Raw genomic sequence first — 23,725 nt, forward strand, 5'->3', positions numbered from 1 at the left:
CAACTTTTCTCCCTTATTATGCTTACATATGATTCTTTCTAAAAACTTTAATATGTAAGGAACATAGTAAAATTCCGTATTAAATATATTCTATGTAAAAAAGCCCACACTAATGTGCGAGCTTTTTTATACTTATAAAATACTTATCGTTTTCCTTTTTCATAAGGAGTTCCTAATGCTTTCGGAGCTTCAGAACGACCTACAAAACCAACAAGCGCTAATATTGTGAATACATATGGTAATATCGTTAATAAAACACTTGGAATTTGATCTAATACAGGAATTGTTCCGCCCGTTACACTTAGAGATTGCGCAAAACCAAAGAATAGAGCTGCACCTAATGCGCCTAGTGGATTCCACTTCCCAAAAATCATAGCAGCTAAAGCTAAGAAACCTTGTCCTGTAATAGTTGCCCCTGAGAAGTTATTAGAAATTGACATTGCAAAAATCGCTCCACCAATTCCAGCAAACACTCCTGAAATACAGACTCCAATATAACGCATTTTATATACATTAATCCCCATCGTATCCGCTGCCATTGGGTGTTCACCAACAGCACGTAGACGAAGACCGAACGGTGTTTTATAAATAACATACCAAACAACGAATGCTAAAATAATGGCAATATACGACGTTATTGGTACGTTCGAGAAAAATATTTTCCCTAAAACCGGAATATCCGAAAGGCCTGGAATATCAATCTTTTCAATACGATACTGAATAAAGTCAGTCTGCCCTTTATCAAAAATCTTCTTAATTGCAAATACTGTTAAACCAAGAGATAAGAAGTTAATGGCTACACCACTTACAACTTGATCTGCTCGGAATGTAATAGAAGCTACCGCATGAAGTAATGCAAATAATCCACTACCAATTGCCGCAAATAATAACGCAATCCATGGAGTCATCGTTCCCCAAGTATCACCCATCAATAAGTTTGTAACAACTCCAATAAATGCACCAAATAGCATTAGTCCTTCTAATCCGATATTTACAACACCCGATCGTTCACTAAATACACCACCTAGTGCTGTGAAAATGATAGGTGCCGATGTATATAACGTACCCGTCACAAGAATGGCTAATATATCTAAAAAGCTCATTTATTTCCCCTCCTTGCTCATGCGTGTAAGCGCCCATCTTAACACATAACTACATGCAACAAAGAAGATGATACATGCAATAATTACATTAATAAGCTCTGACGGTACATCTGCCTCAAAGTTCATTTGAGGGGAAGCACTTTTCAAACCACCAAATAATAAAGCTGAAAGGATTATACCAAACGGATTATTCCCTCCAAGTAATGCTACGGCAATCCCATCAAATCCTACTCCTGTAAACGAAGACATCGCTGTCATACTCTGGAATGTCCCTAATCCTTCCATCGCTCCACCAATCCCCGCAAATGCACCAGCAATTGTCATAGAGAATACTACATTACGAGAAACTTTCATACCTGCATATTGAGAAGCATGCTGATTAAATCCTACAGACTTTAATTCGTAACCTAAAGTTGTTCGATCTAATAAGAACCACATTAAAATAGCGATTAAAATTGCTACAATAATTCCCCAGTGTAGACGTGAACCATCAGTAATAGAAGCAAGCCAGTCTGAAGATAGTGACGCACTCTCTTTAATATCATACGTTTTGTCATTACCCGCATGTAAGAAACGCTTAATGATGTCATACGTTACATACAACGCAATATAGTTCATCATAATAGTTACAATAACTTCATTCACTTGAAACTTCCCTTTTAAATATCCCGGAATGAAGCCCCAAATTCCGCCCACCAATGCGGCAAATAAAATCGATAATGGAATATGAAGGAACGCTGGTAGTGAGACTGCATAACCGAACCAAACCGCTGCAAGCCAACCAACTAACAATTGACCCTCTACCCCGATATTAAATAAACCTGTACGAAATGCAAACGCCACCGATAAGCCAGCAAGAATAAGCGGTATCATTGTACGGAGCGTTTCACCAATCGCACTTGCGCTGCCGAACATTCCTGTCCAAAGTGCACTATAACCAACAATTGGATCATAGCCACTAACTAGCATTACAATCGCTCCTACAAGTAAGCCGAAAATAACGGATAGTACTGGGACTAAAATATTTATCGTTCGTTCTGTTAAAAGCTTTTTAGCCATTTGTACCCACCTGCTCCTTCTTTGTTCCTCCAGCCATTAACAATCCAAGCTGTTGTTCATTCGTTTCTTTCGCATCAACTATTGCTACAATTTCCCCTTCATAAATAACAGCAATTCGATCGCTAACATTTAAGATTTCATCTAACTCTAATGATAAAAGTAATACACCTTTTCCTTTATCCCTTTGCTCTATTAATCTCTTATGAATAAATTCAATTGCTCCTACATCTAAACCACGTGTTGGCTGTGCCGCAATTAATAAATCTGGATTTCGGTCTACTTCACGTGCAATAATTGCTTTTTGTTGATTCCCCCCAGATAGAGCGCGTGCTAACGTTTGCTCACTAGGTGTACGTACATCAAACTGTTCAATAAGAGCCTTTGCTTTTTCTGTAATTTTGCTGAAATTTAAAATCCCTTTCTTTGAAAACGGATTTTTATAGTACGTTTGAAGAACTATATTATCTCTAACAGAAAAATCAAGAACGAGTCCGTGTTTATGACGATCTTCTGGAATATGACCAATTCCTTCTTCTGTTATTCTTCTAACAGGCCAATTTGTTATTTCTTTTCCTTTAATTGCAATAGAACCTGACTCAACTTTTCGTAAACCAGTAATCGCTTCTATTAATTCACTTTGTCCGTTTCCATCAATCCCTGCAATCCCAACAATTTCCCCCGCACGAACAGTTAAGTCAAGGCCTTTTACAGCAGGTAGTTGACGTGCATCGTGAACAACAAGGTTTGCAATTGAAAGTACCTCTTCTTTTGGCTTCGCGTCTATTTTTTCTGTTTTAAAATTCACTTGACGTCCGACCATTAATTCTGCAAGTTTATTTTCATCCGTATTTGCAACGTCAACCGTTCCAATCCCTTTTCCTTTACGAATAATCGTACAACGATCGCAAACTTCCATAATTTCTTTCAACTTATGTGTAATAAGAACAATAGATTTTCCTTCTTGTACAAGCTTTTTCATAATTTGAATTAGCTCATGAATTTCTTGTGGTGTTAACACAGCTGTCGGTTCATCAAATATTAAAATTTCTGCACCGCGGTAAAGAGTTTTCAAAATCTCAACACGCTGTTGCATACCAACTGAAATATCCTGTATTTTCGCATATGGATCTACAGCCAAACCATATTGTTCAGACAGTTTTTGAATTTCTTTAGCAGCATCCTCAACAGCAATTTTCCCTTTTTTCTTCGGTTCATTTCCGAGAATAATATTCTCTGTAACTGTAAAATTATGAACAAGCATAAAGTGTTGATGGACCATTCCAATACCAAGGTCATTTGCTATATTCGGATTTGTGATTTTTACAGGTTTACCTTTAATTTTAATTTCACCCTGCTCTGGTTGGTACAAACCAAATAGTACATTCATCAATGTGGATTTCCCTGCACCATTTTCTCCAAGTAAAGCATGTATCTCACCCTGCTTTACTTGCAGCGTAATATCATCATTCGCTACAATGCCTGGGAATACTTTCGTAATGTTATTCATCTCAATTACGTATTCCATTGTGTTCCTCCTTTTAACAGGGAACATTCCCTATTACACTATTAACTTATTAAGCAATTCGGAAGTTTTATACATACAAAGGTTAGTTCTATGAACTAACCTTTGCTATTTCTCTATTTATTTTTTTAGAGAAGCTTCGTATTCTTTATACTCTTTATCTGTAGCTGGCACTTTAATTTCACCGGCTGTAATTTTCTTTTCAAGCTCTTCTACTTTTGTTAAAATTTCAGGGTTAACTTTTTTCACGTTATCAGTTGTTTTTGAAATACCAATACCGTCATCTTTTAAGCCAAACTCTTCAATTTTCCCACCTTTTAAATTCCCATCTTTTGCTTCTTTAGCTACTTTTTCTACTGCTACATCAACACGTTTAATCATTGAAGTTAATGTTACATTTTCAGGCATACCTTCTTGATGTTGGTCACGGTCAACACCGATTACCCAAACATTTTCACCTTTTTTCTTACGGTTTTTCGCTTCTGTGAACACACCGTTACCTGTACCACCAGCAGCATGATAAATTACGTCTACGCCTTGACCATACATTGCTGAAGCAAGAACTGTACCTTTTTCAGGCTTATCGAATGCTTCTGCATATTCAGATACGATTTCAATGTTTGGATTTACTGCCTTTGCACCAGCTTTAAATCCATTTTCAAATTTACTAATTAAATCACTTTTCATTCCACCAACAAATCCTACTTTATTTGATTTTGTTGACATAGCTGCTACCGCACCTACAAGGAATGATCCTTCATGATCTTTAAACGTAATGCTCGTTACGTTCGGTGCATCTACAACAGTATCTACGATTGCAAATTGTTGTTTTGACGATTCTTTTGCTACTTCTTTAATTGCACCCTCTAATTTATAACCAATTCCGAATGTTAAATCATATTTATCTTTCGAGAATTTTTTTAAATTTGGAATATAATCAGCTTCTTTTTCAGACTGAAGGTAACGATAATTTGTCTTTTCTTTTAAACCATTATCTTTACCAAACTTTTGTAACCCTTCCCAAGAAGATTGGTTAAATGACTTATCATCAACGCCCCCAACATCCGTTACGAGACCAACCTTGAAGTCTTTATTGTCTTTCGTGTCTTTCTTGTCACTGCTCGCCTTATCCGAGTTACCACATGCACCTAAAACTGTACTTGCTGCTAATGTTAATGATAATAAAAGGCCTGCTTTTTTCTTCATACTAGAAACCCCTCCAAAAATGATATATATTTATTCTTACGCTGCTGTTCCTTACTTCTTGCTGTCACCTCCCTAAAAAGGAATTTACCTACATACGCTTTCTTAATACGTGGAAGCTAAATTTATCAGCTCTAAAGTAATTGATAGAATATAAGATTGGCTCATCATTTTGATCATAGTGCATTTGTTTTAATACAAGCAGTGCTGTTTCAGGCTCACATTCTAAAATCGGTGAAATTTTAGGGTGATAGCCAATTGGCTCAATGTGAGCAACCGCATATGTTATGCGCTTATGTGTGTTATTATGTATCACCGTTAATAATGATTCCTCATTGTAACCCGATAAATCTGGCAATATTTCTTTTGCAAGTTTATCGATACAATACACAACAGGTTCCCCATCTGCTGTACGCACGCGTTCAATCATCACTGCATTAAAACCATCTTCACTATTAAACTTCTCTTTTTCCTCTTCTGTTAAAGTTGTAGTAGATGATGATAAAAAGATTGTTCCTGGTGTTTTCCCCACACTAGAAATCATATCTGTAATACTAGAAAGTTGTTCTATTCCAGAAGAAAATAATGGCTTTGCATTTACAAATGTCCCTACACCATGTCTACGAATGACAACATTTTCTTCTTCTAAAATACGCAACGCTTCCCTTAAAGTCGCTCTACTTACGCCAAGTTCTTTCGCTAAATCAAACTCTGATGGTAACTTTTGTCGTTCTTTATACGCCCCATCTTTAATTTTTTCTTTGATGTGATCAATCACCCGTAGATATAGGTGACGACTATCGGATTTTACTGACATAAGACTCCCCCGCATTTCAATTATTCGACCTCTGATGTAAGACTTCTTTTCTCTTTTTTCAACTTACAACATAGTACAAATGACTATCCACCAAAATAAGTATAATTGTCGAATAAATAATAATAATTTTTTTAAATAAAATTTTCACTCTTTATTGCATAAAAAAAACTTTGCACCATAAACATTCCTCATTTCGAGAAAAAGTTCGGCACAAAGATCCTTTACATCCTTTGTTACACACTTTTCCCCTCATAGTCTAGCAATTCATGGTTGCCAGGTAGAAACTTATGGACCTTATCTCCAAGATTATATGAGGCAGTGATTCTTTTCGAAGTAATCTTACCACTTGCTCTCATACGTGTCAACAAAATCTAACATTTTTCTGCATTAAATATCGAACATTTACATAAAACATACTCAAAGTATTCGTATTCTAAAGAGCGACCCTAAATGTAAGCCCTTTCTTTATTACTGAGTATAGTATATAACAAAAACACTATATAAAAAAGCCTAATTGTAAAAACAATTAGGCTTTTTTTAAGAACTTTTTTCTTGTACATCATTAATGAGCACTTCTCTCGGTTTACTACCTTCATACGGACCTACTACACCATTCATTTCCATTGCATCAATTAGGCGAGCAGCTCGCGTATAACCTACTCTAAACCTACGTTGTAACATAGAAACAGATGCTGTTTGCATTTCCACTACAAGTTGAACCGCTTCATCATATAATTCATCTTCTACTTCCTGCTTCGTATCAGGAACATCTTGCGGAATCATATCTTCTTGATATTGTGCTTTTTGCTGTCCAATAACATATTCTACAACTCTCTCAACTTCATCATCTGATAAAAATGCGCCTTGTACACGTACAGGTTTCGATGCACCAATTGGTATAAACAGCATGTCTCCACGACCTAGTAGCTTCTCTGCACCACCACCGTCAAGAATTGTACGAGAATCTGTTTGAGAAGATACAGCGAATGCAATACGTGATGGAATATTTGCTTTAATAACACCCGTAATAACGTCAACTGACGGACGTTGCGTTGCAATAATTAAATGAATACCAGCAGCACGAGCCATTTGCGCTAGACGCATAATCGCATCCTCTACATCAGACGAAGCAACCATCATTAAATCTGCTAACTCGTCCACAATTACTACAATATAAGGTAATTCGGGTTGTTTCGCTTCTGATTGACTATTATGCTCTTTTATATAATCGTTGTATCCTTCAATGTTACGTGTACCACTATGAGCAAACAATTCATAACGACGTTCCATTTCACTCACAACTTTTTTCAATGCTTGCGATGCTTTTTTCGGATCAGTTACAACTGGCGTTAACAAATGAGGCACACCGTTATATACATTTAACTCTACCATTTTCGGGTCAATCATCATTAATTTTACTTCATGTGGTTTTGCACGCATTAAAATACTAACAATAATACCGTTAATACATACACTTTTCCCGCTACCTGTCGCACCAGCTACGAGTAAATGGGGCATTTTATTTAGACGGGCTAATACAGCTTCACCTGTAATATCTCGGCCAAGACCAATTAACAACTTCTCTTCCGGATGATTATTAGCCTTAGAATCAAGAACTTCCCTCAGCGTTACCATCGAAACTTCTGAGTTCGGAACTTCGATCCCTACAGCTGATTTCCCGGGAATTGGCGCTTCAATACGAATGTCCTTTGCAGCTAAAGCAAGGGCTAAATCATCACTTAAACTGACAATTTTGCTTACCTTTACCCCCATATCAGGATACACTTCATATTTTGTAACTGCAGGACCTCTATGTACTTTTGTTACTTTCGCTTTCACTCCGAAACTTTGGAATGTACGTTCTAATTTACGAGCATTCTCATAAATTTCCGCATTTTCATTTGTAACTTGCTTATTCTTTGGAAATTTTAATATATCAAGTGAAGGAAGCTTGTAATCTTTATTTTCTACATTTGAAAATTGCATAGGAGGTGCTTGCGCTTCACTCTCTAACGATTCAACAATTTTTTCTCCACGCTTTTTCTTTGGTTCTTCAATTGGCGGAGTCTCTTCAATAAACGGTGAAGTGATTAAATCTTCTTGCTCTACTTCGATTCGTTTATCCTCTTCTTCATTTACAGGATAATTCTCAGTGAAATTCGAAATAATCGGAGGATCAATTGAGATTTCTTCCATCGGCTCAATAATTTCTTCTTGTTCTGCAGCACGTTTGCTTCTTGTGCTTCTTGTTGTTTTTTTCTTTTCTGTTTGTTCAGCCGTTCTTTTGGCTCTCCAATCTTTATAATCCCCTTGCATCACTTGAAACTGACTTCTAAGAATTCTACCAACTGGAGCTAACACTTCTCCAATATGCTTATTTGTTATACAAAGTATACCGAGAATAACTAGAATAATACCAATGATATAAGCTCCTACTTCGTCAAATAAGAAGTAACATGTTGCGAACATAAGCGCACCAAACATACCACCACCTAAATGAACGCTATCTGGCCCCTTTTTCATTTCAAGAAAGAAGTTATCTTTCGTACTCACAATAACAGAAGTATTTTGCACTGCTCCATCTTTTGTAAGAAGGTTAAATAATGTAATATGACTAAACATTAATATCGCCAATACAATTAAATAAAATCCAATTAATCGTTTATTTAAAAGGTTCGGCCATCCGCGTTTTATAACAAAGGAAACCGATAAAGCTATTACACCTAACACACCAATTATGTACCACTCACCAAAGAAGAAGCGAAAAAATAACACAAACGATTTCCCTACAACGCCTAGCTGTAAAATCGTAATGATTGAAAGTGCAAAAAGAGTTAAACCGACGATTTCATAATACAAAGTTGGCTTTATCGTACGTCTTGCCTTTGCCTTCGTCCCTCTTTGCTTTTGTTTTGCCATTTCTTCACCTCGTGTTCTACATATAAGTAAAGCTCCCCTCAAAATGCTCTATTTATATGTCTGTTTTCTCTATTTTTCAGGTCTTTATATCTTCTATTTTTACACTTCTTGTAAAATGCTAAATAAACAGAAGAAAGCAGCCTACTCATGGCTGCTCAACCGTCTTGTTTTTTATATTATACCATAGCTTCTAAACAAAATCCTTCTTTTTGCTAAAAGGTTATTTTCTGACCGGGCTCAAACTCTAAATAGTGAAGTGGGTCCGTACTTAGCACACGTACAATAGAATAACATCCATGTTCCTCTTCAGAAACCATTAATTCCACACCATTTATATTTACAACTTTTTGACTTTCACATTGTGAATAATCGGCCGGATACACAAGTTGCTCTGGCATAATTGTATATAAAATCATTGTAGCATTGTCCCTTCTGTACTATCTTCCGCGCGAACATCTATTAATTCGTTTAATTTTCGAATCGCATTTCCAATACCGCCGACATCATCTATAAGACCGTACTTTACTGCATCGCCACCAATTACATTCGTCCCAATATCTCGCGTTAAATTTCCTTTCGCAAACATAAGCTCTTTAAAACGATCTTCTGTTACTTTCGAGTGCTTCGTCACAAAACGAATGACTCTTTCTTGCATCTTATCCAAATACTCAAATGTTTGTGGCACACCTATGACAAGACCTGTTAAACGAATTGGATGAATTGTCATCGTCGCAGTTTCCGCAATAAACGAATAGTCAGTAGAAACAGCAATCGGTACACCGATGGAATGCCCCCCGCCTAAAACTAGAGATACTGTTGGTTTTGAAAGTGAAGCTACCATTTCAGAAATTGCTAGCCCAGCTTCAACGTCACCTCCAACCGTATTTAATATTAAAAGCAAACCTTCAATTTTCGGATTTTGTTCAATCGCAACAATTTGCGGAATGATATGCTCATATTTTGTTGTTTTATTTTGCGGTGGTAATTGAACATGACCTTCCACTTGTCCGATAATCGTTAAACAATGAATACGTGATTCATTCATCTGTGGTACATTTGTCTGTCCAAGCTGTTGAATTTTTTCAACTATTGAAGCCTCTTTTCCAACTTCTTTTGGCTCAGCTTCTTTTTCTTCATTTGTATATCGATCACGTTCTGTCATTTCGCATCCCCTTTCACTCGTATATAACTATTATTTCTTAAGTTATAAATTTCATTCGATAGGGTTAAAAAGAAAAAAAATCACCCATAAGGGTGATCCTTTTTATACTTCCATAATAATCGGTAAAATCATAGGTTTTCTCTTTGTCTCTTCGTACAAGAACTGCCCTAATAATTCACGAATATTTTGTTTTAACATTGACCATTCAATTGAATATTCTTTAATTGACTGCTCAACAATCATACGTACAATCTCTGTAGATCGTTCAATTAACGCTTCTGATTCACGAACATATACGAAGCCACGTGAAATGATTTCTGGACCAGAGATAATTTTCTTTTCATCTTTACCAAGCGTTACAACAACTACTAGTATTCCATCTTGAGATAACATCTTTCTATCTCGAAGAACGATATTACCAACGTCACCTACACCTAATCCATCAATTAAAACATTACCAGCTTGTACTTTACCGACTAAGTTCGCTTCATCGTCACCAAAAGCAATTACATCGCCTTTTTCTACGATAAAGATATTTTCTCTTGTAATACCTACATCTTCAGCTAAATATGCATGTGCTTTTTGCATACGGAACTCACCATGTACGGGTACAAAGTACTTCGGTTTCATTAAATTTAACATTAATTTTAATTCTTCTTGGCTACCGTGACCTGAAACGTGAACTTTTCTTTCGCCGTAATAAACAACTTCAGCTCCAGCTCTAAATAACAAATCAATAATTTTTGATACAGATATTTCATTACCCGGAATTGGCGAAGCAGCAATGATAACAGTATCACCTTTACGAATTGAAATTTGTTTATGTGCTTGTTTTGCCATTCTTGATAGAGCAGCCATCGGTTCACCTTGACTACCTGTCGTTAAAATAGCTACCTTTTTCTCTGGGAAGTTGTCTACTTCTTGTAATGAAATAACCATACCTTCTGGAACATCTAAATAACCAAGACGTCTTGCAATATCTACTACTTTCACCATACTACGTCCTACTACCGCTACTTTTCGCCCTGTTTCAGCAGCTGCATCAAATACTTGTTGAATACGATGTACATTCGATGCAAATGAAGCAACGATAATACGACCTTCTGCGCCGTAGAACACTTTAGAGATTTCTACACCAACTTCTTTTTCTGAACCTGTATAACCTGGGCGCTCTGCGTTTGTACTATCAGATAATAAGCAAAGTACGCCTTCATTTCCGATTTGCGCCATTTTCCCAAGGTCTGCTCCACTATTTCCAATTGGAGTTTGATCGAATTTAAAGTCTCCCGTATATACGACTGCACCTTTTGATGTATGGAAACAAACGCCAACAGAGTCCGGAATACTATGTGTCGTTCCGAAGAATGACACCGTTGTAGTGTTAAATTCTACTGTTGAATTTGAATCGATTGTTTTTAGGTCTACACGGCCTAACATGCCCGCTTCACCAAGTTTTTCTTGTATAAGTCCTACTGTTAATTTCGTTGCATAGACTGGAATAGATAATTTACGAAGTACATACACAATTCCACCAATATGATCTTCATGACCGTGAGTAATAAATAAACCTTTTACTCGCTCTTGATTTTCCACTAAATATGTAATATCAGGAATAACGATATCAATTCCAAACATTTCATCTCCCGGGAACATTAACCCTGCATCTACGATAAAGATTTCAGAATCAATTTCAACACAGTACATGTTTTTCCCGATTTCACCTACTCCACCAAGAGCAAATACTTTAACAGACTCATTCTCTTTTCTCTTCATGTTGTTGCCTGGTTTAAAAATCTTGCAAACACTGATTTCACTAAAATTGCAGAGACACCAGGGGAAACTCTACAACCACCATATTTTCACCGTCCAAGACGAATGTCCTTACCGTTATGCGATATCATGTCCTTGTTTATTTTTTAAACCAGGTTTCACCTCTCTTTCATTATATAAATCAAATATCTTATTCGATATGATATGAAAATTTAATTAAATTATAATTTTTCCCAATTTTGCTAAGCATACCCGTACTAAGCTACTTAGCCATATTATACCTGATACAAGAAATAGAACACAAGTTAAATCGTGCGAAAGAAAGAGTAAAAGAACGGAATGACAACAAAAGTATCGAACGTATTTCCTTTATATTTACTTCGATTTTATACTCCATATTATTTTGAAGAACTAGCCATACATACGCTAAATTCATTTCATAATAGGGAGTTTCAAGATTTATTTTTCTAGAATCCAACAAAAACACTTACAAAATGGAGTTTTTTTATGAATTACGTCACATTTGAGGGAATTTCTCTAAAAACAGACACCGTAGTTTATTGCGTTCATTCCATAATATCTATCATTTTTTGACTCAGTTAAAGGGGTACGATTATTTTCTTATACACATAATGAAGAAGCGATTAATGTTCTTATAAAAACACATATAGGTGAGAAAAAGAGGAAAAGATTTGCATATAATAAAAAATGACCTAGTTCTACACTAGGTCATTTTTTATTAACGAGGGATAGATTGCATTACAGATTGTAACGTTACTCTTTCTTCTTCTGTTAATGGAAGAAGTGGTAAACGTACAGAGCCCACATCTAATCCAACCATTTGTAACGCTGTTTTTACTGGAGTTGGACTTGGCGCCATAAATAATGAATCAGTTACTCTTACAAGTAATTGATGTAATTTTTGTGCCTTCTTAAATTCTCCTGCTTGAAATGCTGTAATCATTTCTTGCATTTCGTTTCCGATAACATGAGATGCTACCGAAACGATACCTTTCGCTCCAACTGCCATAGCTGGTAACGTTAAACCGTCATCACCGCTGTATACCGCAAAGTCGTCCGCTGTTTTTTCAATGATTTCTGTCATTGTTAACACATCGCCGCCGGCATCTTTAATAGCAACAATGTTTTCTATTTCTGATAAACGAACAACTGTATCAACGGAGATTTGTACAATAGATCGTCCTGGAACGTTATATAGCATAACCGGAAGCGGCGTACTTTCAGCAATTGCTTTAAAATGCTGATACATTCCTTCTTGACTCGGTTTGTTATAATACGGTGCTACTAGCATTACTGCATCCACACCAACTTCTGTTGCCTTTTTAGTTAAGTCAATAGAAGCATGCGTATTATTGCTACCTGTTCCAGCGATTACGGGCACTCTTTTATCGACAACAGATACGACATGGCGATATAACGCTACTTTCTCTTCTGAAGTTAATGTAGGAGATTCTCCTGTCGTTCCTCCTACCACGATTGCTGTTGTACCGTTATCAATTAAATAATTTACCAATTTCGTTGTCTTTGCAAAATCGATATTCCCGTTTATATCAAACGGTGTTACCATCGCGGTTGCAATTGTCCCAAAATCTATCATGGTCTCACTCCTTATTGTTCCAGTTGCTTTTCTTTTGAAAGCTCAAACGCACTATGTAATGCATTTACAGCCTCCACTAAATCAGTTTCTTTTACAAGAACCCAAATTGTTGTATGACTATCTGCCGATTGCAGGATTTGAATACCTTTTTCCGCTAAAGCTGTAACGATTTTTGCAGTAACCCCTGGGATGCCTGCCATTCCAGCTCCAACGATAGATACTTTCGCACAATGTTCTGTCACAATTGGCTCATATCCAAGTTGTTTTAGCACTTCGACAGCACGAGCTGATACATTATCATTTACTGTGTAAGCTACACCAGTAGGAGAAATGTTAATTAAATCAACACTAATGCCTTCGTTTGCCATTTCTTTAAATACATGCTGCTGTATGTCGTATGCCGTTTCTTTTGCAAGTACTTTAATTTGCGTTACGTTCGATACGTGGGCAATACCTGTAACAGGACGTTCTTCTACATCCTGCCCTTTTGTAGCACCATCGTATGCTGCAATAAGAGTACCTTCACTTTCAGAATACGTAGAACGTACACGAAGTGGCACTTTTGCATGCATCGCAATTTCAACTGCACGTGGATGAACGACTTTCGCACCTTGATAAGCCATGTTACAAATTTCGTTATACGTTACAGTTTGAAGATGACGTGCATCTTTTACAATACGAGGATCCGCAGTCATAACACCTTCTACATCAGTGAATATATCGATATATTCAGCATGAAGTGCAACACCTAATGCTGAAGCTGAAGTATCACTACCTCCGCGTCCAAGTGTTGTCGTATCACCTTTTTTCGTTTGCCCTTGAAATCCTGTAACGACGATTACATCTACATTTTCTAACTCTTCATGTATACGATCGCAATTCATTTCAATAATCTTTGCATTCGTAAAGTCATCATTCGTTACAAAACCAGCTTGTGCACCATTTAATGCTGCTGCTTTTATACCGTTCTCATTCAACATATTAGAGAAAACAATTGCAGAGATTAACTCTCCGCATGATAATAATAAATCTTGCTCACGTTTAGAAATAGTAGATTCCTCTTGATTTACAAGACTTAATAACGTATCCGTTGCATATGGTTCACCTTTACGGCCCATAGCAGATACGACAGTAACTACTTTATAACCAGCAGCTAATGATTTTTTTATATGATGAAGCGCATGCTTACGTCCATTGTCATCACGTACTGATGTGCCACCAAATTTTTGAACAATTATTTTCATATTTTGCACCTTCTCTTAGCCGTTTACACTAATTGTAATTTTACTAAGCGCTCTGCAATTTGAACAGAATTCCATGCAGCGCCTTTTAATAAGTTATCAGATACGACCCAAAGATGGAATCCTTTATCGTTATTTAAATCTTTACGGATTCTTCCAACGAATACTTCGTTTTTACCTACTGCAGTAGCTGGCATTGGATATAACTGCTCTTCTGGATTATCTTGCAGAACAATACCTTCCGCATTTGCAAGTAAGCTCTTTAATTCTGCTACTGTTACGCCTTCTTTTTCTACTTCGATGTAAACAGACTCAGAGTGTCCTGATACAACTGGTAAACGTACACATGTTGCCGCTACTTCTAATTCAGGCATATGCATAATTTTTTTCGTTTCGTTAATCATTTTCATTTCTTCAAACGTAAATCCATTATCTTGGAATTTATCAATCTGTGGAATCGCATTAAAAGCAATTGGGAAATGCTTCTTATCACCTGATACAGGAAGAACATTTGCCTTAACTTCTTCGCCATTTAAGATTGCTTGTGATTGTTCATGCAGTTCTTCAATAGCTGCCGCACCAGCACCTGATACAGCTTGATATGTGGAAACGATTACTCGTTTTAAACCATATTGCTGACGAACTGGCTCAAGAGCTACTACCATTTGAATTGTAGAACAGTTTGGATTTGCAATAATACCATTATGTTCTTTTAAGTCGTTTTCATTTACTTCAGGTACAACAAGTGGCACGTTTTCTGTCATACGGAATGCACTTGTATTATCAACAACAATCGCACCGCGTTTTGCTGCTTCTGGCGCTAATTGTTTCGATACAGATCCACCAGCACTAAATAGTGCGATATCTACTCCTTCAAAGCTTTCAGGAGTTGCCTCTTGAACTGTAAATTCTTCGCCTTTAAATACAAGTTTCTTACCTGCAGATCGTTTAGATGAAAGTAACGTTAATTTCCCGATTGGAAATTCTCGTTTCTCTAAAGTATTTAACATTTGTTCACCAACTGCGCCGGTTGCTCCAACTACAGCGACATGAAAAGTTTTTTGCTTTTCCATCACTATGCCCCTTTCTAGATACCAATCCTTCTATAACTTAGAATCAGAAGGAGTATACAATACCCCTTCTGATCTTAATAACGTTAATTTTATCATATTCTACAGTAAGAATGATGGTTTCATCAAAAATTGTCCGTTTTTTTTCGTTTTTTAATTCATATATCTGAATTTTTCTACGACAACCGGTTGCAATTGCTTCCCTTGCAGCGCTTCTAACACTGTATCTTCCAGCAGCTCCATGCGAGCTACCATTGAGTTCGGTTTTTTCTCTGGTGCATCTTGGCCGAATGGGACGAAGTAGATGTTTTTTGTTGCCATTAGGCGCATGAGATTTACTCCATTAAGCCCTAGAGCATCATTCGTCGAAACAGCCAATACGACAGGCTTGCCATTTCTTAACGTCGCTTTCGCTGCCATTAATACTGGAGAGTCTGTCATTGCATTTGCAAATTTACTCATAGAATTCCCTGTTAGTGGTGCAATTACCATACAATCTAGTGGAATTTTAGGTCCTAGTGGTTCTGCACCAACGATTGAATTAATTGCTTTAAAACCTGTTATTTCTTCAATCTTCTTAATCCACTCTGCTCCCTCTCCAAATCTAGTATTTGTTGATTGAACATTGTAAGAAACAACAGGACGTACTTCTGCTCCCTCAGCAATTAATTTTTCTAAATGAGGCATTACTTCTTCGTACGTACAATGTGAACCTGTAAATCCGAAACCAATTCGTTTCCCCTTCAAACTCATTTCTTTTCCTCCTCCTTTGCAATTGCATCTGCTGCTAATAACTGAGAAAGAACATTTGCTAAAATTTGCCCAGCCGTTTTTGGGGCAACAATACCTGGTAATCCAGGTGCTAGCAATGCTTTGACTCCTCTTTTTTCCGCATATCTAAAGTCAGTACCGCCTGGTTTAGAAGCTAAATCAATCACTAACGTATGAGCTGGCATTTTTGCAATAACATTCGCTGTTACAACGAGATGCGGAATCGTATTAATTACAATATCGATATTTCCTACTTCTTTCTCTATGTCTTGCATATGAAAAGGAGAAAACATCATTTCTGTAATACGTGCAATATGTTCAGATCGTCTTGCTCCAACTTTGACATGGGCTCCTAATGATTGAAATGCTCTCGCAACACTCATTCCTGTTCTCCCAAATCCTAGAACCATTACATTGGACCCATGAATTGTATAGTCGGTATGTTGAATTACCATCATTAATGTACCTTCTACCGTTGGAATAGAATTGTATATTGCTACATCATCACGATCAAATAATTTAACAAGTTTTCGATTCGTAGTAGATACGAGATTTTCCAAGTAAGGTGTACCAATACCTGAATATATAGTAAAGTGTTCTGGTGTATTTTCAATTTGTTCTTTCGTTATTGAAACTTTTTCATTTGAAAAAATAGTATCTACTTCTCCTTTGGCATTTGTACCGGCAACCGGCAAAATAATTGCGTCTACAGAAGTGAAATCTAAATTTTGTATACTTTCTTTTGCTGCCCCTGTGAAACCATGATCTAACTGATCAAAACCTATCAAAGAAAGTTTCGCATCCAATTCAACTAGCTTACGAATTATTTCTAGCTGCCTTGCATCTCCTCCTATGACAGCAATATGCATCTCAGTCAACATTCCCTAATTCACCTTCTTTTTCTGTCATTTATAAGAAAAGTGCCTACTTTTTCTTTTTCCTCCACATCATATGTAATGTACGAGTTTATGGTGATTGAAAATCCAAATGCACATATGATTTATCAGGTTTCTATGTAGATACAAAAAAAGATGACCAAAATGGCCATCCTTCACTCCGAATTTGAACGATCTATACTATCACAAAGAAGCATATCGTGTCCGACTTTCTTTATTTGACTCCATGCCACTCTTACTTCTTGTGGTTCCTTTTTAAAACCTCCCCACTTCCCTACAGGTATTATAAGTGTTTGTATTTGTCCGTCTTTCTCATTAATCTCTAAATCCATATAACCTAAGGCTCCCATTTTTTCCGCTTTTTCTATATCTACAACCTCTTTACCGCTTAATTCACTTAATCGCATACTCACTCCACTCCCCTACTAAATTTTTCATTTGCATTGTCTATAATTAGTACCTATTCTATATGTATAAAAAAAATAACCTTCTCTCATTTAAAAAGAGAGAAGGTTATTTTCAGATACATCGTAAAAGTTGATTATAGTTTTATTCCTTTTGGAAGTTTTCCATCTGGACTAATTAATGCTGCAGAGAATTCATCTGTAAACATGTTACGAATTAACCCATCTACATTTTCTTTTGTTACAGTGTTTACACTTTCGATAATCTCATCAAGTGAACGATGCTTACGAAGTAGCAATTCATTTTTACCATTACGGCTCATACGACTATTCGTACTTTCTAAACTTAACATTAAGTTTCCTTTTAATTGCTCTTTACTATTAATAAGCTCTTTTTCTGTAATACCTGTATTTTTCAATGTTTCTAATGTTTCTTGCATTGTTTCATACAGTGTATCTAATTGTTGACTACCTGTTCCACCATACAGTGTTAACATACCTGTATCTTCATAAGAAGAATGGTAAGAAAATACTGAGTAAGCTAACCCACGTTGCTCACGTACTTCTTGGAATAAACGGCTACTCATACTACCGCCTAAAACGTTATTTAATACAATTAAGTTATAAATATCTTCGTGTCCCATTTGTAAGCCTTTATATCCTAAACATAAATGAGCTTGTTCTGTTTCCTTTTTACGTGCTACTTTGTTAAAATGGAAAATTGGACTATGTACTTGTTCACGGTTTGTTGTTCCTTCATAACTACCGAAATATTGCTCTACCGTTTGTAAGAAGGCTTCATCAATATTTCCTGCAACTGAAACAACTACATTTTCAGGTGTATAATGATCCTTAATATATTGGCGTAGCGTATCACCTGTAAACGTATCAAGTGTTTCTTCTGTTCCTAAAATAGGATATCCAAGCGGATGCGTTTCATATGTTGCTTTCGTTAACATATCATGCACAATATCGTCTGGAGCATCTTCGTACATTTTAATTTCTTCACATACGACATTCTTCTCTTTTTTCAATTCTTCTTCATCAAATGTTGAATTAAAGAACATGTCAGCTAATACATCTAAAGCATATTTAGCATGTTCATCTAGCACTTTTGCATAGTAACAAGTGTACTCTTTTGAAGTAAAAGCATTCACTTGCCCACCAATACTATCAAATGATTCTGCAATTTCGCGTGCACTACGTGTTTCTGTCCCTTTAAAGAACATATGCTCTAAAAAGTGAGAAATCCCGTTATTTTTTTCATTTTCATTTCTTGATCCCGCATGGATCCAAATACCAATCGCAACCGATCTTACAGTTGGTATATTCTCCATAACTATTCTTACACCATTTTTACAAGTATATTTTTTAATCAAAAACTTTCCTCCTACTGCCAGTTTCTCTAAATAAGTGCTATTATTTAATGATAACAAGTTTAAGGATGAATGTCATGCAAATGTATTTAATCCACACGTTTTTCATCCAGTAATTCTGTTATATTCCCTACTTTATATCCTTGTTCCTTCAATTTTTTAATCATTGTATCTAATGCTTCTGCCGTTGACGAAGTAGGATGCATTAATACGATAGCACCTGGGTGTATTTTTCTCATTACTCTCTGCAATAGTACATCTGGCTCAGGTCGCTTCCAATCGATTGTATCGACAGTCCACATAATCGTTCCCATTTGGAAATCATCAGCGATTTTCACGACTTCATCCCGAAAACTTCCACTCGGCGGGGCAAACCATCTCACCTTTTGATTCGTAGCAGCTTCAATCATTCGATTTGTTTTTTGTAACTGCTCTCGTATTTCATCAGACGATAGCGTTTTCATATTAGGGTGCGTATAAGAATGATTTCCGACTTCTTGATTTGCATCGACAATCATTTTTGCAAATCGTAAATTTTCTTTCACCCAACGTCCTTCTAAAAAGAAAGTCGCCTTCACATCATGCTTTTTCAATATTTCTAATATACGAGGCAAATACTCGTTTCCCCATGCCACATTTATTGTTAATCCCACCATCTTTTTATTCGGATGCCCCCTATAAATTGGAGCAGGTGATAAATCTTCTAAGTGGACACTCGGTGATACTTCCTTAAATTCAAGGTGTTTTTGATCAAATTCCTTTAGCTTCTTCATATTGTTATAGGATGCTTCCATATCAACTTGTCTTCCATTATATCCTGGTGTTGCTTTCCATATCTTATCAATCATCGCATTTTGAGGTGCAATCTCATATTGTTTTGCATGCTTTTGAATTTCTTCATATAAGTTATCCTGTGCAAAAACAGAATAAGAGCCTAAACTGACATATAAAGAAAATATACATATGTATGCCAATATACGAACTTTCATATAAACCCTCCCAAATTAACTATATAAAAAAACATTTTTCTTCTTATCTTTGTTAATTTGAGCGTTATAATGAAAACTATACCTATACTGACATAAAAATATATATAAATCATATTTTTACATAACAAAAAAAGCCAGTTAAACTGGCTTTCGCTTATTGCTGCTCTTGTTTGTTTTCTTCTTTAGCAGCTTCTTTTTCTTGCTCTTCTTTTAGCAATACTTTTCTAGATAGATTAACACGACCTTGCTTGTCAATCTCGATAACTTTAACCGTAATTACGTCACCGATTTTTACAACGTCTTCTACTTTACCTACACGCTCAAGTGCAAGTTCAGAAATGTGAACTAATCCATCTTTACCGCTGAATAATTCAACGAAAGCACCGAATTTCTCAACACGTTTCACTTTTCCTTCGTAGATTTCACCTACTTGTACTTCGCGAACGATATCTTCGATAATTTTCTTAGCTTTGTCGTTCATTTCTTGGTTTATTGAAGAAATGAATACTGTGCCATCTTGCTCGATGTCAATTTTAACGCCAGTTTCTTCAATAATTTTATTGATTTGTTTACCGCTCGGTCCGATAACGTCACGGATTTTATCTGGATTAATTGTCATTGTAATAATCTTTGGAGCGTACGCTGATAATTCAGTGCGTGGCTCTGGAATAACAGATAACATATGATTTAGAATGTGCACACGACCAACTTTCGCTTGTTGTAATGCCTCTTCTAAAATCTCACGAGATAGACCATCAATTTTAATGTCCATTTGTAGTGCAGTTACACCTTGTGCTGTACCTGCTACTTTAAAGTCCATATCACCTAAATGATCTTCCATACCTTGAATATCAGATAAAATTGTGTAATGCTCACCAGTTTTAACTAGACCCATTGCAATACCTGCAACTGGAGCTTTAAGTGGAACACCAGCATCCATCATTGCTAAAGTACTACCACAAATACTTGCTTGTGAAGTAGAACCATTTGATTCTAAAACTTCAGATACAAGACGTACTGTGTATGGGAAATCTTTTTCAGATGGAATTACAGGCTCAAGTGCGCGTTCTCCTAGTGCACCGTGACCGATTTCACGACGACCTGGTCCACGCATTGGTCTAGTTTCACCAACACTAAATGATGGGAAATTGTAATGGTGCATAAAGCGTTTTGATTCTTCTACACCAAGACCATCTAAAATTTGCACATCGCCTAATGCACCTAATGTACAAATACTTAATGCTTGTGTTTGTCCACGAGTGAACAAACCAGAACCGTGTGTACGAGATAAAATGCCAACCTCTGATGCTAATGGACGGATTTCGTCACCTTTACGGCCATCTGGGCGGATTTTTTCAACTGTAATAAGACGACGTACTTCTTCTTTTACAATTTTATATAAAATCTCATTTACTTGTCCTAATGTATCAGCGTCAGCTTCCTGCGCTTCGTAATGCTCAATAACACGCTTTTTCACTTCGTTAATTGCATCTTCACGTGCATGTTTCTCATGTACTTGAATTGCTGAATGCATATCTTCTTCAGCCATTTCACGTACAGCTTGGTTAAGATCAGCGTCAACTTCATAAAGTTTCACTTCTGATTTCTCTTTACCTACAGCTTGTACAATCTCTTCTTGGAATGCAATTAGACGTTTAATTTCGTCATGACCAAACATAATTGCTTCTAACATTGTTTCCTCAGGCACTTGATCTGCTCCTGCTTCAACCATGTTAATTGCATCTTTCGTACCAGCTACAACAAGGTGAATATCACTTTGTTCTTGCTGTTCTACTGTTGGGTTGATAACGAATTCGCCGTTAATACGACCAACTGTTGCACCCGCGATTGGACCTTCAAATGGAATATCTGAAATCGATAACGCTAATGAAGAACCAAGCATAGCTGCCATTTCAGAAGAACAATCTTGATCAACACTCATTACGATGCTGACAACTTGTACTTCGTTACGGAAACCATCTGCGAAAAGTGGACGGATTGGACGGTCGATTAAACGACTTGCCAAAATTGCTTTTTCACTTGGACGACCTTCACGTTTAATGAAACCGCCAGGAATTTTTCCGACTGCATATAAACGCTCTTCATAGTTTACTGTAAGTGGGAAGAAATCTACATTTTTTGCTTCTTTTGATGCAGTTGCTGTAGATAGAACCGCTGTATCGCCATATCTTACTAATACTGCTCCGTTCGCTTGTTTTGCAAGCTGACCAGTTTCAACTGTTAGCTGGCGACCAGCTAAATCTATCGAGAAGACTTGCTTTTCTTGACTCATTTAAGTACCCCTCTCAATTTAAAGTATTCAATTCTTCTATGTAAATGGATAGTATATCACAATATTCTACCTCTAGTATTGCCTAAAATTAAGTAAGCTATAAAGCGTAGAAGATATATTTTTACCTAACAAAAAAGCGGGAATATTCCCGCTTCTTTGACTATCGACGTAAGCCAAGCTTTGTGATTAATTCACGGTAACGTGTGATATCGCTATTACGAAGGTAAGTTAGTAAGTTACGACGTTTACCAACCATCTTTAATAGACCACGACGTGAATGATGATCTTTCTTGTGAGTACGTAAGTGCTCGTTTAGAGTGTTAATTTGCTCCGTTAGGACAGCAATTTGAACCTCTGGAGAACCAGTATCAGTCTCATGAGTTCTAAATTGTGCAATGATTTCATTTTTACGCTCTTGTGTTAAAGCCATCCTATTTCACCTCCTATTAATTAAACCCCCAATTACCTAGCAAGCGTCGGTGAGTCGCAATGCCAAGCAATGGTTGTCATAAAGTACATAACATAGAATACTACTTTTCATTTGAAAAAGCAAGTATATTCTTTTCGCTCACAAAATATTCTTGGGCTGTTTTCTTATCTTTTGCGATTTGTTCAACTAACTCATCAATACCGTTGAATTTCTTTTCTGCTCTTATACGCATATGCCACTCTACTGTAACATTTTGATCGTATATATCTTTGTTAAATTCAAATAAATGCACTTCAATTGATAATTGACGCTCATCTTCTTTAAAAGTCGGTTTATATCCAATATTACATACACCATCGTACCATTCATCGTGAACTTTTAATCTCACTGCATAAACACCTACAGGTGGCAATAAATACTCATCACTTAAACCTACATTAGCTGTTGGAAAACCAATTTGACGTCCACGTTTGTCGCCGTGTATAACTGTTCCCGCTACAGTATAGGCTCTACCTAAAATAGATGGAATTTGCTCCATTTCGCCATTTCGAATTAACTTTCGTAATGCTGTAGAACTTACTTTCTCTTCTTGAAATTCAACTTTTTCAATCACAGTCTGTGTAAACTCCCCTCTTGCATGAAATGGTAAAGTCTCCATCTTTCCTTTTCCTAAACGTCCATATGAATAATCAAACCCTGCTACTACATGCTTTACATTTAAACCAATAATATAATCATCTACAAATTGTTGCGGTAATAACCCTGCAAATGATTCATCAAATTTAATTACATATAATATATCGATTCCTAAGCTTTCGACTATTTTTTCTTTATCGCGCATCGGTGTAATATACTCCACATGCGCATCCTTTTTTCCTAAAACAACAGATGGATGAGGATGAAATGTCATAACTGCACTTTTATATCCTCGGTCGTCCGCTATTTTTTTCGCAGTTCGAATTACACATTGATGTCCTAAATGAATGCCATCAAAAAATCCTAATGCCATTACAGTAGGTGGTAATTCTAATTTATTTTGTTCATGTGGATGAGTTAAATGAATAAGTTTCACGCTTGAATTC

General features: G+C 36.5%; 20 protein-coding genes and 1 riboswitch. All 20 genes read right to left on the reverse strand.

Annotation, left to right across the window (positions count from 1 at the left end):
* Positions 1-143 precede the first annotated feature (143 nt).
* A complete protein-coding gene (locus tag MHB52_RS19725; RefSeq protein WP_000008857.1) occupies positions 144-1,103 on the reverse strand; it encodes an ABC transporter permease in 960 nt (319 codons plus the stop codon).
* Entirely contained in the window at positions 1,104-2,162 is a 1,059-nt protein-coding gene (locus MHB52_RS19730) for an ABC transporter permease (RefSeq protein WP_001085254.1), read from the reverse strand.
* Positions 2,155-3,687 carry an ABC transporter ATP-binding protein gene (locus MHB52_RS19735; RefSeq protein ID WP_000456907.1) on the reverse strand — a complete coding sequence of 511 codons (1,533 nt, stop codon included), beginning with the start codon at positions 3,685-3,687 and terminating at the stop codon, positions 2,155-2,157. The genes MHB52_RS19730 and MHB52_RS19735 overlap by 8 nt, the downstream gene beginning before the upstream one ends.
* Positions 3,688-3,804: 117 nt before the next feature.
* Entirely contained in the window at positions 3,805-4,890 is a 1,086-nt protein-coding gene (locus MHB52_RS19740) for a BMP family lipoprotein (RefSeq protein ID WP_000725771.1), read from the reverse strand.
* 88 nt (positions 4,891-4,978) lie between these two features.
* The gene (locus MHB52_RS19745) at positions 4,979-5,704 is read right to left on the reverse strand and encodes a GntR family transcriptional regulator (protein ID WP_000114182.1); all 726 of its coding nucleotides are present in this window, start codon (positions 5,702-5,704) and stop codon (positions 4,979-4,981) included.
* Positions 5,705-5,936: 232 nt separating this feature from the next.
* A riboswitch (purine riboswitch) is annotated at positions 5,937-6,038 on the reverse strand.
* A gap of 203 nt (positions 6,039-6,241) precedes the next feature.
* Positions 6,242-8,623 (reverse strand): DNA translocase FtsK, encoded by a 2,382-nt coding sequence (locus MHB52_RS19750; protein WP_001118777.1) that lies wholly within the window; start codon positions 8,621-8,623, stop codon positions 6,242-6,244.
* A gap of 212 nt (positions 8,624-8,835) precedes the next feature.
* Positions 8,836-9,039, reverse strand: coding sequence for a YlzJ-like family protein (locus MHB52_RS19755; protein ID WP_000605020.1), 204 nt, complete (start codon positions 9,037-9,039; stop codon positions 8,836-8,838).
* Complete coding sequence (gene tepA, locus MHB52_RS19760; RefSeq protein WP_000139818.1) at positions 9,036-9,785, reverse strand: translocation-enhancing protein TepA; 750 nt, start codon at positions 9,783-9,785, stop codon at positions 9,036-9,038. Before tepA ends, MHB52_RS19755 begins: the two co-directional genes overlap by 4 nt.
* A gap of 102 nt (positions 9,786-9,887) precedes the next feature.
* Complete coding sequence (locus MHB52_RS19765) at positions 9,888-11,558, reverse strand: ribonuclease J (protein ID WP_000823096.1); 1,671 nt, start codon at positions 11,556-11,558, stop codon at positions 9,888-9,890.
* 736 nt (positions 11,559-12,294) lie between these two features.
* On the reverse strand, positions 12,295-13,173 hold the full coding sequence (gene dapA / locus MHB52_RS19770) for a 4-hydroxy-tetrahydrodipicolinate synthase (RefSeq protein WP_000564763.1): 879 nt from the start codon (positions 13,171-13,173) through the stop codon (positions 12,295-12,297).
* Positions 13,174-13,184: 11 nt separating this feature from the next.
* Positions 13,185-14,417, reverse strand: a complete 1,233-nt coding sequence (gene dapG, locus MHB52_RS19775) for an aspartate kinase (RefSeq protein ID WP_000692454.1) — start codon at positions 14,415-14,417, stop codon at positions 13,185-13,187.
* Between the two features lie 23 nt (positions 14,418-14,440).
* The gene (asd, locus tag MHB52_RS19780; protein WP_000414846.1) at positions 14,441-15,487 is read right to left on the reverse strand and encodes an aspartate-semialdehyde dehydrogenase; all 1,047 of its coding nucleotides are present in this window, start codon (positions 15,485-15,487) and stop codon (positions 14,441-14,443) included.
* A 150-nt stretch (positions 15,488-15,637) separates the two neighbouring features.
* Positions 15,638-16,237 (reverse strand): dipicolinate synthase subunit B, encoded by a 600-nt coding sequence (gene dpaB / locus MHB52_RS19785; protein ID WP_061663128.1) that lies wholly within the window; start codon positions 16,235-16,237, stop codon positions 15,638-15,640.
* Positions 16,234-17,136 carry a dipicolinic acid synthetase subunit A gene (gene dpaA / locus MHB52_RS19790; protein WP_061663127.1) on the reverse strand — a complete coding sequence of 301 codons (903 nt, stop codon included), beginning with the start codon at positions 17,134-17,136 and terminating at the stop codon, positions 16,234-16,236. Before dpaA ends, dpaB begins: the two co-directional genes overlap by 4 nt.
* Positions 17,137-17,306: 170 nt before the next feature.
* Positions 17,307-17,558, reverse strand: coding sequence for a YlmC/YmxH family sporulation protein (locus tag MHB52_RS19795; RefSeq protein ID WP_001239756.1), 252 nt, complete (start codon positions 17,556-17,558; stop codon positions 17,307-17,309).
* 134 nt (positions 17,559-17,692) lie between these two features.
* A complete protein-coding gene (locus MHB52_RS19800; protein ID WP_000592989.1) occupies positions 17,693-18,934 on the reverse strand; it encodes a M16 family metallopeptidase in 1,242 nt (413 codons plus the stop codon).
* Positions 18,935-19,020: 86 nt separating this feature from the next.
* The gene (locus MHB52_RS19805) at positions 19,021-19,920 is read right to left on the reverse strand and encodes a polysaccharide deacetylase family protein (protein WP_000868232.1); all 900 of its coding nucleotides are present in this window, start codon (positions 19,918-19,920) and stop codon (positions 19,021-19,023) included.
* Positions 19,921-20,074: 154 nt separating this feature from the next.
* Complete coding sequence (gene pnp, locus MHB52_RS19810; RefSeq protein WP_000076737.1) at positions 20,075-22,213, reverse strand: polyribonucleotide nucleotidyltransferase; 2,139 nt, start codon at positions 22,211-22,213, stop codon at positions 20,075-20,077.
* A gap of 160 nt (positions 22,214-22,373) precedes the next feature.
* Positions 22,374-22,643 carry a 30S ribosomal protein S15 gene (rpsO, locus tag MHB52_RS19815; RefSeq protein ID WP_001229392.1) on the reverse strand — a complete coding sequence of 90 codons (270 nt, stop codon included), beginning with the start codon at positions 22,641-22,643 and terminating at the stop codon, positions 22,374-22,376.
* A 100-nt stretch (positions 22,644-22,743) separates the two neighbouring features.
* On the reverse strand, positions 22,744-23,715 hold the full coding sequence (ribF, locus tag MHB52_RS19820; protein WP_000766702.1) for a bifunctional riboflavin kinase/FAD synthetase: 972 nt from the start codon (positions 23,713-23,715) through the stop codon (positions 22,744-22,746).
* Positions 23,716-23,725 lie beyond the last annotated feature (10 nt).

The sequence above is a fragment of the Bacillus sp. FSL K6-0073 genome (genome assembly GCF_038006085.1).
In the GTDB taxonomy this organism is placed as follows: Bacteria; Bacillota; Bacilli; order Bacillales; family Bacillaceae_G; genus Bacillus_A; species Bacillus_A cereus.

Bases quoted from the DNA above. Each gene is read 5' to 3' on its own strand.
- MHB52_RS19725 (WP_000008857.1), bottom strand. From the start codon at position 1,103: ATGAGCTTTTTAGATATATTAGCCATTCTTGTGACGGGTACGTTATAT.
- MHB52_RS19730 (WP_001085254.1), bottom strand. From the start codon at position 2,162: ATGGCTAAAAAGCTTTTAACAGAACGAACGATAAATATTTTAGTCCCA.
- MHB52_RS19735 (WP_000456907.1), bottom strand. From the start codon at position 3,687: ATGGAATACGTAATTGAGATGAATAACATTACGAAAGTATTCCCAGGC.
- MHB52_RS19740 (WP_000725771.1), bottom strand. From the start codon at position 4,890: ATGAAGAAAAAAGCAGGCCTTTTATTATCATTAACATTAGCAGCAAGT.
- MHB52_RS19745 (WP_000114182.1), bottom strand. From the start codon at position 5,704: ATGTCAGTAAAATCCGATAGTCGTCACCTATATCTACGGGTGATTGAT.
- MHB52_RS19750 (WP_001118777.1), bottom strand. From the start codon at position 8,623: ATGGCAAAACAAAAGCAAAGAGGGACGAAGGCAAAGGCAAGACGTACG.
- MHB52_RS19755 (WP_000605020.1), bottom strand. From the start codon at position 9,039: ATGATTTTATATACAATTATGCCAGAGCAACTTGTGTATCCGGCCGAT.
- tepA (WP_000139818.1), bottom strand. From the start codon at position 9,785: ATGACAGAACGTGATCGATATACAAATGAAGAAAAAGAAGCTGAGCCA.
- MHB52_RS19765 (WP_000823096.1), bottom strand. From the start codon at position 11,558: ATGAAGAGAAAAGAGAATGAGTCTGTTAAAGTATTTGCTCTTGGTGGA.
- dapA (WP_000564763.1), bottom strand. From the start codon at position 13,173: ATGATAGATTTTGGGACAATTGCAACCGCGATGGTAACACCGTTTGAT.
- dapG (WP_000692454.1), bottom strand. From the start codon at position 14,417: ATGAAAATAATTGTTCAAAAATTTGGTGGCACATCAGTACGTGATGAC.
- asd (WP_000414846.1), bottom strand. From the start codon at position 15,487: ATGGAAAAGCAAAAAACTTTTCATGTCGCTGTAGTTGGAGCAACCGGC.
- dpaB (WP_061663128.1), bottom strand. From the start codon at position 16,237: ATGAGTTTGAAGGGGAAACGAATTGGTTTCGGATTTACAGGTTCACAT.
- dpaA (WP_061663127.1), bottom strand. From the start codon at position 17,136: ATGTTGACTGAGATGCATATTGCTGTCATAGGAGGAGATGCAAGGCAG.
- MHB52_RS19795 (WP_001239756.1), bottom strand. From the start codon at position 17,558: ATGCGATTAAGTGAATTAAGCGGTAAAGAGGTTGTAGATATAGAAAAA.
- MHB52_RS19805 (WP_000868232.1), bottom strand. From the start codon at position 19,920: ATGAAAGTTCGTATATTGGCATACATATGTATATTTTCTTTATATGTC.
- pnp (WP_000076737.1), bottom strand. From the start codon at position 22,213: ATGAGTCAAGAAAAGCAAGTCTTCTCGATAGATTTAGCTGGTCGCCAG.
- rpsO (WP_001229392.1), bottom strand. From the start codon at position 22,643: ATGGCTTTAACACAAGAGCGTAAAAATGAAATCATTGCACAATTTAGA.